General features: G+C 59.0%; 12 protein-coding genes. 6 read left to right on the plus strand and 6 right to left on the minus strand.

Features of this window, described 5'->3' with window-relative positions; genetic code table 11:
- Positions 1-41: 41 nt before the first annotated feature.
- Entirely contained in the window at positions 42-788 is a 747-nt protein-coding gene (locus ACWF8S_RS15580) for a sulfite exporter TauE/SafE family protein (protein ID WP_447554322.1), read from the plus strand.
- Here the strand turns inward: ACWF8S_RS15580 and ACWF8S_RS15585 are convergent.
- The gene (locus ACWF8S_RS15585) at positions 778-3,483 is read right to left on the minus strand and encodes an EAL domain-containing protein (RefSeq protein ID WP_447554323.1); all 2,706 of its coding nucleotides are present in this window, start codon (positions 3,481-3,483) and stop codon (positions 778-780) included. The two genes, ACWF8S_RS15580 and ACWF8S_RS15585, sit on opposite strands and share 11 nt — an antisense overlap.
- A gap of 200 nt (positions 3,484-3,683) precedes the next feature.
- Here ACWF8S_RS15585 and ACWF8S_RS15590 point away from each other — a divergent pair, with 200 nt between their 5' ends.
- Positions 3,684-5,222 (plus strand): diguanylate cyclase, encoded by a 1,539-nt coding sequence (locus ACWF8S_RS15590; RefSeq protein WP_447554325.1) that lies wholly within the window; start codon positions 3,684-3,686, stop codon positions 5,220-5,222.
- Here ACWF8S_RS15590 and ACWF8S_RS15595 read toward each other — a convergent pair.
- The 3 genes from ACWF8S_RS15595 to ACWF8S_RS15605 form a co-directional block, all read right to left on the minus strand.
- Entirely contained in the window at positions 5,219-6,523 is a 1,305-nt protein-coding gene (locus ACWF8S_RS15595; protein ID WP_447554326.1) for a TRAP transporter large permease, read from the minus strand. The two genes, ACWF8S_RS15590 and ACWF8S_RS15595, sit on opposite strands and share 4 nt — an antisense overlap.
- Before the next feature lie 91 nt (positions 6,524-6,614).
- Positions 6,615-7,178 carry a TRAP transporter small permease gene (locus ACWF8S_RS15600; protein ID WP_447554327.1) on the minus strand — a complete coding sequence of 188 codons (564 nt, stop codon included), beginning with the start codon at positions 7,176-7,178 and terminating at the stop codon, positions 6,615-6,617.
- A gap of 66 nt (positions 7,179-7,244) precedes the next feature.
- Positions 7,245-8,222 carry a TRAP transporter substrate-binding protein gene (locus ACWF8S_RS15605; protein WP_447554328.1) on the minus strand — a complete coding sequence of 326 codons (978 nt, stop codon included), beginning with the start codon at positions 8,220-8,222 and terminating at the stop codon, positions 7,245-7,247.
- A 535-nt stretch (positions 8,223-8,757) separates the two neighbouring features.
- On the opposite strand from ACWF8S_RS15605, the gene ACWF8S_RS15610 reads away from it, so the two are divergent.
- The 3 genes from ACWF8S_RS15610 to ACWF8S_RS15620 are packed head-to-tail and all read left to right on the plus strand — an operon-like array spanning position 8,758 to position 11,137.
- Entirely contained in the window at positions 8,758-9,510 is a 753-nt protein-coding gene (locus ACWF8S_RS15610) for a 5-oxoprolinase subunit PxpA (protein WP_447554329.1), read from the plus strand.
- Positions 9,507-10,211, plus strand: a complete 705-nt coding sequence (locus ACWF8S_RS15615; protein ID WP_447554330.1) for a 5-oxoprolinase subunit B family protein — start codon at positions 9,507-9,509, stop codon at positions 10,209-10,211. The genes ACWF8S_RS15610 and ACWF8S_RS15615 overlap by 4 nt, the downstream gene beginning before the upstream one ends.
- Positions 10,208-11,137, plus strand: a complete 930-nt coding sequence (locus tag ACWF8S_RS15620) for a 5-oxoprolinase subunit C family protein (protein WP_447554331.1) — start codon at positions 10,208-10,210, stop codon at positions 11,135-11,137. Before ACWF8S_RS15615 ends, ACWF8S_RS15620 begins: the two co-directional genes overlap by 4 nt.
- A gap of 107 nt (positions 11,138-11,244) precedes the next feature.
- Here the strand turns inward: ACWF8S_RS15620 and ACWF8S_RS15625 are convergent, their stop codons facing one another.
- The gene (locus ACWF8S_RS15625; RefSeq protein WP_447554332.1) at positions 11,245-12,717 is read right to left on the minus strand and encodes a sodium:solute symporter family protein; all 1,473 of its coding nucleotides are present in this window, start codon (positions 12,715-12,717) and stop codon (positions 11,245-11,247) included.
- Positions 12,710-12,898: a hypothetical protein gene (locus ACWF8S_RS15630; RefSeq protein WP_447554334.1), complete on the minus strand. Its 189-nt coding sequence runs from the start codon at positions 12,896-12,898 to the stop codon at positions 12,710-12,712. The genes ACWF8S_RS15625 and ACWF8S_RS15630 overlap by 8 nt, the downstream gene beginning before the upstream one ends.
- A 268-nt stretch (positions 12,899-13,166) precedes the next feature.
- On the opposite strand from ACWF8S_RS15630, the gene ACWF8S_RS15635 reads away from it, so the two are divergent.
- Entirely contained in the window at positions 13,167-15,152 is a 1,986-nt protein-coding gene (locus tag ACWF8S_RS15635; protein WP_447554335.1) for a methyl-accepting chemotaxis protein, read from the plus strand.
- Positions 15,153-15,179: the final 27 nt, after the last annotated feature.

Raw genomic sequence — 15,179 nt, forward strand, 5'->3', positions numbered from 1 at the left:
CATACTGCATCTGTTCGATACGGCTTTAACAAGGATTTTCCATGCTCCCCGACTATCCTCTGATCGCCTGGCTGCTCATTATCTTTGCCGTCTACCTCACCGGTGTCTCCAAAGGCGGATTTGCGGGCGGTTTCGGTACGCTTTCGGTGCCGCTGATGGCACTGGTCATCAGTCCGACCCAGGCGGCGGGGCTTTTACTGCCGCTCTTGCTGGTGATGGATGTATTTGCGGTCAAGGCGTGGTGGGGCCAACACGACATGGCGGAAGTGCGCCGCTTTATTCCCGGGCTTCTGATCGGTGTGGCGGTCGGCACTCTGCTGTTTGGCGCGCTGAGTGATCAGGGCGTGCGGCTTGTGCTGGGGCTCTTGTCGCTGGTGTTTGCCTTGTACATGCTGTTCAAGCCCATGGCCAGAAAGCCTATCTCCACGTGGTGGGCCTTGCCGGCAGCAAGTGTGTGCGGCTTTACCAGCTTTATTGCTCACGCCGGGGCGCCGCCGCTCAATGTGTATCTGCTGCCGCGCAAGCTCGCCAAGGAAACGTTTATCGCCACCTGCGCGGTCGCCTTTGCCATCGTCAATGCCATCAAGCTGGGCCCCTATCTCTGGCTGGGTGAAGTGAATCTTACCAGTGCCTGGGCGTCACTTTTACTGGTACCTGTCGCGTGGATGGGCGTGCGCAACGGGCTTTGGCTGCAAAGCCGTGTAAATGACGTGCTGTTTTATCGATTGGTGATTATCGCCATGCTGTTGGTAGGCGCCCATCTGATCTGGCAATCGCTTACTCCTTGACGGGGCTGCCAGGCGCTAACCACTGCCGGGCAAACGTCTCGGCACAGACGGGCTTGCCCAACCAGTGACCCTGAGCCTCCCGACAGCCCATCTGCGCAAGCAGAGAGGCCTGCGCCTCGCTCTCCACCCCTTCGGCCAAGGGCTTGATCTCCAGGGTATCCGCCATGCCGATAATGGTCTGTACGATGGCGCGATCGTGGCGGTTATCTACCATGTGGCGCACAAACGAGATATCGATCTTTAGAACATCGGCAGCAAAGCGCCGCAAATAGGAAAGCGATGAGTAACCGGTGCCAAAATCGTCAATCGAAATCGAAAAGCCCGCCTGGCGTAGGGCCAGCGTACTCGCCACAGCCTGATCTGGGTTACGCATGAAGTCACTCTCGGTCAGCTCCAGCCCGATAGAGTGTGACGGTACGCCTTGAGTTAACCGAGCGACGTGTTCGGGCAGCTTGGGATCGGCAAACTGCTGAGCGGAAACATTGACCGACAGACGCCCAGGCAGGGGCGTCTGTGCGTTTTCCCAGGCGCTTAGCTGTCGGGCGGCCTCTCCCAGCACCCAGTCACCCAACAGGCTGATCAGCCCGCGCTCTTCGGCGAGCGGAATAAACTCGCCAGGAGAAATCCAGCCCCACTCATCGTCATACCAGCGGCATAACGCCTCGGCCCCGGTGAGCTGACCGCTGATCAGATTCACCTGCGGCTGGAAAAAGAGCAGCAGGCGCTGCTCGCTGATCGCCGCCTGCAGGCGCTCGGTAAGCTCCTGGCGGCGCTGAATGGCGTAGTGAAGCGCCTGATGATAGACACAGAAATTCTCGTCCGTACGCTTGGCATGGTGAAGCGCCATCGTGGCGGCATTGAACACCTCCGCCGGGCTATCGGTAGTGTCGGGATAGCTTGCAAACCCGACATTCACATCGATGTTAAGGGATAGATGGCTCAAGCAGACAGGTTGGCATACCGCCTGGTGAAGCCTCGTGACCGTTGCCGCAAGCGTTGAGCCTGTTCCGCCGGTGATCAATACCGCAAATTCATTGCTGGACAAGCGCGCCACGGTACTGGGTGAGCCGGCGGCCTCTTCCAGCCGGCGGGCCATCGTGGCCAGCAGCTCATCGCCTATCGAGTGACCGTGCAGATCATTGACCTCCTTGAAACAGTGGATATCCAGCAAGATGATCGCCAAGGGATAGTGTTGTTCACAAAGCGAGGTCAAAAGCTCCATGAAGCGAACCCGGTTAGGCAGCCCGGTCACCGTATCGATGTAGGCCAGATATTGCATATGGCGGTGATCGCGCTGGCGCTCGAGTTCGGCCGAGGCGCCAGTAGAAAGGATACGCAGCACCGACGTGGCAAATACATTGGTGACCAGTGGCGATTGATAGAATACCAGTATGACCCCGATCACCTCGCCCTGGGCATTGTCCAGCCGACGCCCGATCCAGGCCTGACCATGAAACGAGGTTCCCGGAAGAAGCGTTGCCGCACTTTTCTGAATGACGGCCTCTTGCTGAAGCACCACTTGTTCACTGGGCGTATTGCACAGATGAAAAGTCTGATTGGGGCAGGCTTCGCCCTGCACGACCAGGCTCACCGTGGAGATCGTCGCCGCCTTCAAGCGCTCGTTGGGCGGCTCATCGAGTAAGGTTTTCGAACAAAACGGCTGGTCGAGCAGGGCGATAAAACCGGCGTCCGCTTCCAGCAGAGTAATCAACGTGATCATCAACTGCTGGAAATAGTTATCGCCCGCGCGAGACGTTACCGTCGAGGCCACCTGAACCACCGCATTATGAATGCGCTGTGACTCGTACTGATCGGTAATATCGCAGATAAAGCCTTCCAGGCAGACAACCTGGCCCTTTGAATCGAATACCCCCTGGCCTTGCTCGCATACCCAGCGGTAGTCGCCATCGCGATGGCGCATTCGGTATACCACTCGGTAAGGGACACGCCTGGCCAAGGCTTTCTCTAGCTCAGTAAAAAGATACGCTTTGTCTTTTTCATGGATCAGTGAGTCAAAGTTTACCGTATCGCCGGCTTGCAGCGTTTCGGCTGAATACCCGCTAAGTTCTTCCGCGCCCTGGCTGACGAACTCCATCTCCCAGCGGCGATGGCTCAAACACCGATACGCCATGCCAGGCAGGTGATCAAGCAAAGTGTTCAAACGTCGTTCGTTCTCGTGCGCGAGCTGCTCACTCTCTTTCAGCGCGCGTTCGTTCTGGCGGCGCTCAAGCTCCATGCCTAGCTGGACGGCAGCAATCGCCAGAATATCGTTTTCAAACTCGCCCCATGCAAGCGAGCGGTTCGCCAGCACCACTAGAAAGCCGATCAACTCGCCGTTGCTGGCCACCAGAGGAAAGCCGGTATAACTTTCAACCCCCAGGGTTTCAAGCAATTCATCATCAGGAAAGCGCGACTGTACATGCTGGTGGTAAACACAGGGCGTGCGTTCGGAAATCGATTCGCAAGGGGTACCAGCAAGCGAGTAGCTAATATTGCTTTTTGCCTGTCCTTGGGACCAGAACGCCAGTGTTTGAGCACGGTTGTCTTCCTGATACGCGGCCACCAGCACATGATCGACTTTCAATAACTGCGCCAGCTTTTCAGCCAACAGGAGATAAAACTGCGGATCTCCGCTCTGCCCTGCACCTTTTGCCAGTTGACGAAAGATTCTTGCCGCTTCATCTTCTTTGTGCATGAACGCACTCACTTTATGATTTTTAGCGCAGCTAAAATAGTCGGCGTTTAAAGGTCTAACATAGCAATTTTCATTGTACAAACAGGAACTTTTTTGGGCTCAAACCACGTGTAGAGGGCGACGACGCCCGCTTAACGGTATATGCTTGAGCTAATCATAGTGACCGCTTGCTGCGCTGGAAAGTGCGTTTTGGAGAGAAGATGACAAGCCTTTCAGCGGTTGATAACACGCTCTATAAAGCCTTGACGAACAAGTTACCAAGCTTTTTGAGTAAATCGCTTGTCAACGCCGACTATTTGCCTTCCTTGCCCGCCGTGGCCTTACAGGTGCTGGATGTCGCCCGAACGCCTCACGCCTCGCTAAAAGAGTATGCCTGCGTCATCGAGCACGACCCCGCACTTACCACGCGCCTCATTGCAGTTGCTAACAGTGCCCATCACGTACGCGCGCCCAATGCCGCCAAATCGAGCCTGGAAGCCACGCAGCGCCTGGGCACCGACGCCACCCTGGCCACCGTATTGAGCTTTGCGCTGTTCGAGGACGACCAAGCCAACGAAGTGGCAACACCGACCTGGCAACGCGCTATCGCGTCCGCCGCGATTGCAAGCCAGCTCGCTCAACGGCTTTGCCCCGAGCACCTGGGCTATGCCTTTACCGTTGCTCTTTTACAGGATATCGGCATTCTAGCGTTGCAGATGGCCTATCCTGATGAGGCGAAGACACTTTATAACCAGCGCGATCTTTCACATACCCAACTGGCCAAGGCCGAGCGTCACCGCTTTGGCTGCGATCATACCCTGATAGGTGCGTGGCTGGCTGCCAAATGGGGCCTTCCCGAGAGCATCGTTTCGGCTATCGACGAAAGTCACGACAGCGTGTTCACCGATGACGATGTCGCCTTGTGCATCCGCTTTTCAGGCCCTCTCGCCGATGCGTGGCTATCCGCCAACCCGGCGCAATCCTTTGCGACGCTGCTGTACGAGCTTTCGGCGTCAAACACCAAGCATGTCGTCACACTGGAAGCGCTCTTTTACACCATGCATCGACAGATTTCGTTGTTGAGCGATCTTTTAAAGCTCGCCGTCCCTTTACCGATGGACAGCGTCAAAGTATTGAACGATGCCAAACAGCTTCTCTTTCAGCACACCCTGGCCATCAGTGCGCGCCTGGAAGCGCAGCAGGAAAAGTTCAGTCTTCTGGAACAGAAGCACTGCGCCCTCATGGAGCGTAGCCGTATCGATCCGTTGACCCAGTTGGCCAATCGCGCCTGGCTGGAGGAACAACTTCGCGAACGCTTCATGCTCTGCCATCAAAAAGAGCGCACGATGTCGGTCGTGTTTATCGACCTCGACCACTTCAAGGTATTGAACGATCGATATGGCCACCGAACGGGCGATGAAGTTTTGCAGTGCTTTGGCAAGGTACTTTCGTCATTGATAAGCGCAGGTGATGTCGCGGGCCGTTATGGAGGCGAAGAGTTCCTGATCATTCTCCCCAATGCCACAGCGCAGAATGCCAAGCAGCTTTCCCAGCGCATCCTGACACTGCTTAAAAACGAACCCATGGCGCAAAGCAGTGATGGCCCGCTCTATATTTCCGTGTCTATCGGCGTTGCGTGCCTGGAGGATGGCATTTTCAGCAACGAGCATGAGTTGATTGCCGCGGCCGACCAGAGCATGTACAGCATCAAGCACTCTGGCCGCAACGGCCTTTCAGTGTATGGTGAAAGAGACACTTAACCCGTCATCGCCCGAGGTAGATAAAGCGCGATGGCAGGAAAAAGATGCATCAGCGCAATGGCGAGCATCATCAGTAGAAAAAACGGTAGCGTCGCCTTGGTGATGGTCAGGATGTCCTTGCCGGTCAGGCTTTGGATCACGAAAAGGTTGAAACCGACAGGTGGCGTGATTTGCGACATTTCCACCACGATCACCAGATAGATGCCAAACCAGATCAGATCAAAACCGGCGGCACTGATCACCGGCATGATAATTGCCGTGACCAGTAAAATCAGGGAAATACCGTCTAGAAAGCAGCCCATGATGAGCAATAGAAGTGTCAGAGCCACCAGCAGCATGGTGGGCGAGAGCCCCATCTCGCTGATTGTTTGAGCCAGACGCATGGGGACCTGGGTAAAGCCCATCGCCGAGGTCAAAAACGAGGCACCGGCGATGATAAAGGCAATCATGCACGCGGTACGCACTGCCGCAAACAGCGAGCTTGTGAAGATCTCGCGATTGAAATGGCCGTTGAAGCACGCGATGACAATGGATAGGACAACACCCACCGCGGCGGCTTCGGTTGGGGAAGCAAGCCCGCCGTAGATGGACAAGATGATGCCCCCGATCAACAGCAGAATCGGCATCAGCGCCACCGTGTTACGTAGCTTCTCGCCCACACTCATGTCGGATTCGTCCTCCCCGGTCAGCCCCGCTTTCTTGCCTTTGACCAGCGCCCAGATGATCAAGTAGCCCATGAACAGCGCCAGGATCATCAAGCCCGGCCCAATACCCGCCATAAAGAGTCGCGAGATCGACTGTTCGGTGACGACACCGTACACAATCAAGACGATCGACGGCGGGATCAAAAGGCCGAGGGTGGAAGCGCTGGCAAGAGTGCCGATGGCCATGTTGCTGTCGTAGCCGCGCCGCTCGAGCTCGGGCAGTGTCATCTTGCCCACTGTCGCACAGGTCGCCGCCGAAGAGCCGCACACTGCGGCAAACATGCCGCTACCGATGATATTGGTATGCAAAAGGCGCCCCGGCAGCCGATTCAACCAGGGTGAAAGGCCCCGAAACATGTTATCGGCCAGGCCGGATCTAAAAAGTATCTCGCCCATCCAGATGAACATGGGTAGCGCGGTCAAGTCCCAGCCATAGCTTGCGCCCCAGAAATCCGACGCCAGCACCGAACCGGGTGCAAAGGGGCTGAAAAAGGCAAGCGCTATCCAGGCCGTTCCCATGAGAGCAAAGGCGACCCAGACGCCGCTGCCCAACAGGGCAAACAGGGTAACGAGGGTCGCTAGACTGAGTAGTAACACGGGCGCTTCTCCACCATTGTCGTGTTCACCGATGCGCGGGACAGGGATGCCAGGTCAACGCATCGGGGTAATTGATCATCGCTGTACATGGTCAGTGCATCTCACTGTCGTCGGTCGCAGTCGCATCACGAAAGCTGTTCGGGTCGCGTACGGCTATGCGTAGTGCAACCACCAACGCCTCGATCAACGCCAAGCACAAAAGCGCCACGCCGGTGATCAGCACCGCCTGGGGAATCCACAACGGCAGCGATAAAAAGCCCGAGGAGACATCGTTGTATTGAAGACTTTCACGCGCGAGACCGCTCAGGCTGTAGCCCAGCACCAGGCTGATCGTCAGGGCGATGATCAGCCCCAACACTTCAAACCAGACCCGCACCCGTGAAGGGAGCCTGGAAATCAGCAGTGTGACACGAATATGCGCGTGGTGAGTAAAGGTGTAGGCCAGGCCCAGGAAAGTGGCGCCTACCAGAAGGTACGCCGCCATTTCGGAGGCGCCGGTAATACTGAACCCCAGACGGCTTTGGCCGACCAGCACCAGAAGTGCATCGACCAGACGAAAAAGTACCTGGAGTGAAATCAACGCGCAGATGGCGATCATGCACGCCGCCGCCCCCCACGCGCCAAGTCGATAGAGCTTATCGAGTTTGAATACCATGATCAGACCTCATTCAATGCGCGAAGGTGGGAAGACGGCGTCTTGCCGCCTCCCACAGGATGAGGTTTAGTTGCCGACCTGTTCCCGATACTCCTCCAGCGCCCGTTCGGCTTCATCGTCAGCGCGCGACAACCAGTCCTGAAACAGCTGATCGCCAGCACTTTGCAGTGCCGCCGAGATGTCCTCATTGGGCTGCGACACCGTCATGCCGTTCTCTTCGAGTGCCTCCAGGCTCGCCTGATTATCCTCGCGGCTCATCTCCCAGCCCCGCTCTTCAGCCCGAGCGGCTGCTTCCATCAAGGTTTGCTGCGTGGTCTCGTCCAAACGATCGAAACTTCGCTGGCTGATAAACACGATGTTTTTCGGAAACCATAGATTGGCATCGGTGTAGTCAGAGACGTAGTCCCAGGCAGTCATCGAGTTACCGGTGGAGCTTGACGTGATCATGGCGTCCACGCGGCCGGTACTGAATGCGGTGGGGATATCCGACTCTTCGGTTTCGGTGGGGCTACCGCCCAGATTGCTGACAAAGCGCTGAGTATTGATGTTCGGCGCGCGCACGCGAAGCCCTTCGAACTGCGCCGGGTCGTTCAACGGCTCAGCGGTATAGACCCCCTGGGCTGGCCAGGCCACCGCGTAAAGCGGAATCATTCCTTCATTGGCGAAAAGCTCGGTAATCATCGGCTTGGTCGCCTGCCAAAGCGAGAAAGCTTCGTCGTAGCTACCGGCGACGCCGGGCAGCGTATCCACTTCAAAGATCGGATCGTCGTTGGAGAGCACCGATAGAAATACCTCGCCGGCATCGATCGTGCCCCGGCGCACCGACGGCTTGATTTCACCATGAGAGACCAGCGAGCCGCCGCTGTGCACCGTAATCGTAAGCTCTCCATCGGTAGCCTTGGCCACGTCTTCGGCAAACTGCTTGGTATTTTGAGTATGAAAACTTGCATCGCCGTAGGGCGTTGCCATGGTCCATTCAGCGGCTTGGGCTGTAAAAGTCATCGTACAGGCGGTGACCAGCACTAGCGGTGTCGCGAATCGCATACGCAGTTTCCTCTCTTTAGATATCTTGTAGTAGCGTGTGAGGTGAAGAGGCAAGGGCCTTGATCCATTGACCAGTAACGCGTGAATGACAGCCCTTTCCCTAGATAACATCGTAGTACATCGCCGGCATAGACTTGGGAAACGCAGAACGATAAAGCCGGCCGGCCGTCGACTTCAGCCACGAAGCGAGCCCGGGGCACACGTTATTTCACTGCAAATTCGAGGCCAGAATACGCCAGAGAGACTTGAATATCAGTACGTGGCAGTCAGCAGGGTTTGCTTCAAAACATTGGCCGGAGTCACTGCATGAACTGCTTGCGCCGCCAGTGCGGGTCGCTTTTCCTTGGGGTGTTGATTACTCAACCATCGAGAAATGACCTCTTGTCAGCTATTCTTAACTTAAATAACAGCACGATATAAATCACCAGCAATCTATAACGTTAAAAACGATTGGTAACGTGAAGAGGCTTCCCTCTATATGGGTGGCGTTTTCATTACGTAGGATCAACACGCTTAACATACCCTTGGAGACGCTATGGCCCTCCCGCTGCTCAACTGTGACATGGGCGAAAGCTTTGGCAACTGGCGCCTGGGGCTGGATGCCGACGTGATGCCTTATGTCGACTGCGCCAACATCGCCTGCGGCTATCACGCCTCCGACCCCCACGTCATGCGCCGCACCGTGGCACTGGCCGTCGAGCACGGTGTGCGCATCGGCGCCCACCCCGGCTACCCGGATCTGGTGGGCTTCGGGCGGCGCTCCATGGCCTGCTCGGCGCAAGAGGTCGAGGACATGATCCTTTATCAAGCCGGCGCGCTGGCCGGCATTTGTCGCGCCGAAGGCGCCGAGCTTGCCTACATCAAGCCTCATGGGGCGATGTACAACGACATGGCCGCCAACCTGGAGCTTCTGGAAGGCGCGATGCGCGCCGTTACCGCCTTCGATGCCAGGCTACCGCTGATGGTCATGGCCACCGCCGACAGCGAACCGCACCGCGAACTGGCTGCCAGAATGGGAGTGACACTCTGGTTCGAAACCTTCGCCGATCGCGCTTATGAAGCCAACGGCCATCTGGCCTCGCGCCGTCTACCCGGGGCCGTGCATCAAGAGCAGGCGACCATCGTCGCTCAGGCCAAGGCGCTGGCCCGAGGTGAGACGCTCACCGCCCTCGATGGCACACCGCTTCAACTGCCTTGCGATACGCTTTGCGTCCACGGCGACAACCCGGAGTCCGTGGCCGCGGTGCGTGCCATTCGCGAAGCTTTCGATGCTATGGAGTCGGCGTGAAGCCGCGTCTTGAAACCGCGGCGATGGAGGCGATCACCGCTCGGCTGTTCGACGTGATCGACGAGGCCAACATGGCCTGGATCATCGCCGCGGACACTGCCCTGCGCCGCGCCTTCGGTGAAGCCCTGATCGATCTGATCCCGTCCTATACGACACTTTTGGTGCACTACGACTGCCGCAAGCTCACCTTTGCCGAGGCGAGCGCCTTGATCAAGCGCGCCCTGGGCGATCTGAGGCCTGCCGATACGCAAAACGGCCAGCTTCACGAGATTCCCGTCTGGTATCACGAAAGCGTCGGCCCGGAGCTACCCCGTGTGGCCGAGCGCGTCGGCATCAGCGTGGAGCAGCTCATCGAGCGCCACACGGGCCACGACTACTGCGTCTTCGCCCTGGGATTCGCCCCGGGCTACGGCTTCATGGGGCTGGTGGACGAAGACTTGGCCACGCCCCGGCTGCAAACGCCGCGCAAGCGCGTCTTGCCAGGCAGCGTGGGTATTGCCGAGCGCCAGACCGCCATCTATCCGCTGATTTCTCCGGGCGGCTGGAACATTCTGGGCCGCACGGCGGTGCCCCTGTTCGAGTACGCCAAGAAAGGCGAGCCGCTTTTTCAGCCCGGCGATAAAGTGCGCTTCAAGGCGATCTCGCGAACAGAGTTCGAGGCAGCCGGTGGCGACACCACCCCGCTGGAGGAGCGCGCATGAGCCAGCAAGCTTTGATCGTACGCCAGGCCGGCCCACTGGCGCTGATTCAGGATGCGGGCCGCTTTGGCGTCAACCACCTGGGGGTGACGCAAGGCGGTGCGGCAGACTGGATCTCGTTTCGCTGGGCCAACTGGCTGCTGGGCAACGCCCCCACTCAGGCAGCGCTCGAGGTGGTCATGGGTGGCAACCTCACACTGGAAGCCGAAGCGGACGTCACGCTGGCGTTAGCCGGCGCCGACCTGGACGCTCACATCGACGATGCGCCGCTGGCCCCCAACGCCTGCTTCACGCTGCGCACCGGGCAGCGCCTGGTCTTTCGCCAGCCCAAGGTCGGGCTTCGTGCCTACCTCACCTTTCCCGGCGGGCTGGAGGCGCCCGAGGTGCTGGGCAGCCGCGCCTGCACCGCACGCGAACAGATGGGCGGGCTTCATGACGACGGCAAACCGCTTCAAGTGGGCGACCGCCTCACCTGGCAAGCCCGCTCGGTCTCATCGCGCACGCTGCCCCAAGGCTGTGCGCCGGTCATGCCGCTACCAGGCTGTGAGCTGGCCCTGGTGCTGGGCGCCCAGGCCTCGGCCTTTGCCGGGCGTAGCCTGTATCGGCTCGTCAATCAGCCCTGGACGGTGGATCAGCGCGCTGATCGCATGGGTATTCGCCTCACCGGCGACGCGCTGGCCCATACCCTGCCCGGCGCCATTTCCGAGGGCATCCCACTCGGCGCGGTCCAGATGCCGCCGGACGGCCAGCCCATCGTGCTGATGAACGATCGTCAGACCATCGGCGGCTACCCACGCATGGGGGCGCTTACCCCGAGCGCCTGCGCGCACCTTGCCCAGTGCCTGCCCGGCGCCGAGGTTCGCTTGAAGGCCGTCAGCGTTACCCAGGCGCAGCTGATGCATCGCAGGCAACTGGCTGTGTGGGGCTGAGCCAATCGGTACAAAAAACCGCGAATCTATCGCGGTTTTTTCTTTAACCGTCGTGCCTCTTCGGGGTCAGCGCCACCGTGCTGATGCGGCTCTACAATAAGACACGGTCACGCGCGTTTTTTAACGAGCACGTCGTTCACCGCCTCTAAAAACGCCTCCCTGGACGCCGTATGAGGGGGGCTCACCAGACTCCCTGCGACGAACAGCAACGTGGCGACCACAATCCCCCAGATGCCCGCTGGCAAGCCCAGCAGCGCATTGCCGGTCGCGTACATGGCGAGCACGAAAACACTGGTGCCCAGGATGCTGACCAGCGCCCCAAACGCCGTACCGCGCTTCCAGTAGAAAGCCCCCACGATGGCCGGCACCATGGCCACCAGCCCCGACGAAGCTGCCACAGAAAGCACCGCAATCAGATCGAGCTGGAGTTCGGCGAAGCCTAGCGCCAGCAGGGCAATTACCGGGACCACCAGCTTGCCGATCAGCAATTGACGCTTTTCGCTCGCGCCGGGCCTGGCATGCGCGTAAACATCCCGGGAAAGCATGGAGGCCAGCGTCAGCATGATGGAATCGATCGTGGAGACCGCTGCCGCCAGAATCCCGATCATCACGATCACCCCCAGAAGCGGCGGAATGAAATCGGAGCCGAGCAGGGTCGGTGTAGCAAGATCAGCCCGTTCGAGCGCGGGAAAGGCCGCCAGGGCGGAAAATCCCCACAGCACGGACACCAGCGTGTAGATCAGGCCAAACACCATGAAACCGATCAGCATCTGGCGCATGGCGGTTAGCGAGGCGGGCATGAAAAGGCGCTGACTCACCTGCGGGTTGGAGAGGCTGAAAAAGAACCAGGGAATGCTCAATCCCAGAAAGGTGACCAGGCTGAAAAGCCCCGAGCCGGGCACGGTCAACGCCTCGGGATGCTCGCGCGCCAGGGTGGAGAACAGCCCACTGAAGCCCCCCAACCCCTGAATGACCAGAAGTGCCACCAGGGTCGAGGCGACTATCATCACCAGCGCCTGCAGCGAATCGGTCCACATGACCGAGCGAATGCCCGCAATGTAGGAAAAGAAGATCGCGATCACGGTGGCCAGCATCACCCCGGTCGTGAAGCCGATCGCCCCCCCGGTCATGCCTTCCAGCAGATATCCCACACCGGCCAGTTGAACCGCGGAGTACGGGATCAGGAAAATGCAGCTGGCCACCGACACCGCCATGGCCACCCACTTGCTGTGGTAGCGATAGCCCAGCATCTCGCTGGGGGTGACGAAACCGAACGCGCGGCCCACCGCCCAGAAGCGTGGCCCGAAAATCGCCACCAGCGATACCCCGGCGAAGTAGATGATCTCGAACCCCAGTGCGCCGACACCGCCGGCGTAGGTCAGCCCGGCCAGTCCCACCATCATGAAGGCGCTGTAAGTGGTCGCGCTGTAGCTCAGCGCGGACACGAAGCCGTTCATCTGCCGATTGCCCAGAAAGTAACCCGACATGCTCTCCACCCGGCCCTGGCGGGAGAGAAGCGCAATCGTCACCGAGACCACCAGGTACGAGGCAATGGAGTACCAGATCATCGATTCAGTCACTGTCGTGCCCCTTGAACCCCTGGGTGATGAAGATGTTCAGCGCAATCACCAAAAGCCCTGCTCCGCTCCAGAAAAGAAAGCTGCCGTACCAGGCTGCCACATGGGTCAGCAGCGTATAAGGCACCAGACAGCAAAGCACCACCACCGCCCAGACGGCCCATATCCATTTATCCCGCGCCATGATTCACCTCTTGTTGTTTTGCCATGAAGACAGGGGTTCTCGTACAAGCCTACATGCTGCTGGCCTTGCCCCCCTCTCCTTGGCTGTTGACGCTCTTATCGCTAACCGTGTCATGAATATCACCATTTTTCAGGAAATAAGGACATGCTGCTTAAGTTTACGGCGAATGTGCCGTTAATACAGCGTGCGTTATCCGTCGTGAACAGCTCTGCACACATGGCATGAGCTTTGGTCGGCCAGACCGTGTCGCAATCTACTGAGGCTATCAATGAGCAAGTTTTCTCATCTTTCATTAACACAGAAGTTGCTGTTCGCTGTGGCGACCCCGCTATTGGTGGTAGCGGTCGTTCTCGGCGTAGTGGTCAACTTCCAGCTCAACAAAGCCATTCCGGCGCTGATCAACAACACCGCCGCGCTTCAGGTGGATGCGCGGGCCGATGAAGTCAGCCGCTGGCTTGTCGGCTATCAGAACCAGCTGGCCGCGCTGGCGCTGGATGAGCGGCTGGCTCAGGACGCGCCCCTTGCCACCCACCTGGACTGGCTGGCCAAGCGCTACCAGACAGATGGCACCATTGAGTCGCTGTTTATCTCGGACACCGTCGGCAACACGATCAACCAGGAAGGCTTGCCGCTCAATATCGCCGAGCGCGCCTACTTTCAGGCACTGGTCGTCGATGGCACGGCGGATCGCCTGCTTCTGGATCCTTTTGTCTCGAAGGCCACCAATGAGCCCGCTGCGCTGATGGTCGAGACGATCTTCAATGAGCAAGGGGATCGGATGGGCCTTCTGGGCTTTGCGATCTCGCTTGAGTCACTATCCGATATCGCCTCGGATATCAACGTGGGTGAAGGCAGCTACGGCTGGATCATCGATAGCCAGGGCCGCGTCATCGCCCATCCGGACGCCTCTTACCGCTTGGCGGTCAACTACACTGAGGGGGATCAGGCGCACGGTTATGAAGGTTTAACCGCGCTAAGCTCTCAGATGCTGAGCGGCCAGCCCGGCTCCGGGAACATCATCATGCCAAGCGGGGAGCCGAAAACCTTGATGTGGAACCCGGTCGACGATACCGATTGGGTCGTGGGCACTACCGTTCCGATGTCCGTATTTACCAGCGTGACACATAACCTTTTACTGTCGCTGTTGCTGGCGGGGGTGATCCTGTTTGGGCTGCTGCTGGTGGTCGTGGCCTTCGCGGCGCGTCGCGCGCTGTCTCCCATCAAGGATACGGCCCGCGCCATGGCCGATATCGCTCAAGGCAAGGGTGATCTGACCAAACGCCTCGAGGTGACGACCCAGGATGAAGTAGGCGATCTGGCGAAGGGTTTCAATGCCTTTGTCGAACGGATGCAGGGCACCCTCTCAGAAGTGCGGCACAACGCGCAGACGGTGCTCAGCGGCGCCGTGGATATGGCAAGCGGCACTCAGGAGCTCTCCACCCGCACCGAGCAGGCCGCCGCGAACCTGCAGGAAACCTCCGCGTCCATGGAGCAGATCCACTCGACGGTGGCGCACACCTCCCAGGCTTCCGAGCAGGCGAACGGACTTGCGATCGAGGCGGCCGGCGCCTCCCGGAAGGGCACGGAGTCCATGGCCCAGATGGAAAGCAAGATGGCCTCGATCAGCGAGTCATCCACCAAGATCAGCGACATTATCGGACTGATCGACTCGATTGCCTTTCAAACCAATATTCTGGCACTCAACGCTTCGGTGGAAGCCGCCCGCGCCGGCGAACAGGGCCGCGGCTTTGCCGTGGTGGCCAATGAAGTGCGCACTCTGGCAAGCCGCTCGGCAACCGCCGCGCAAGACATTCGCGCCCTGATCGACGTATCGGTGAATCACGCCCAGGAAGGCAACGCGATCGTTAAAAGCGCTGCCCAGCAGATGCAGGAGATCCACCGCAGCATTACCCAGGTCTCCGATGTCATCGGTGAAATCACCGCCGGCGCCCGAGAGCAGACCGCCGGCATCGAGCAGGTCAATACGGCGGTAGCCGAGATGGAGACCATGACCCAGCAAAACGCTTCCATGGTCAGCCAGAATGCCTCGCTTGCCGCCGGCATGCGCGAAAACGCCGAGCGACTGGACCAGTTGATGGGCGAGTTCGTGCTCAGTCACGACTTTACTCCCGCCCCCGCCACCCCTCGTCCCACTGCCTTGCAGGCCACCACGATGGGCGCTGCAGCCAAGCCCGTCGCTCACAAGGCGCTTGCCCGGCCCAAGGCCGAGCAGCCGGAATGGGAAGAGTTTTAAGGTCGGGCTGAAAGCGAGATTGACGCT

This window comes from Vreelandella xerophytica (assembly GCF_968048975.1).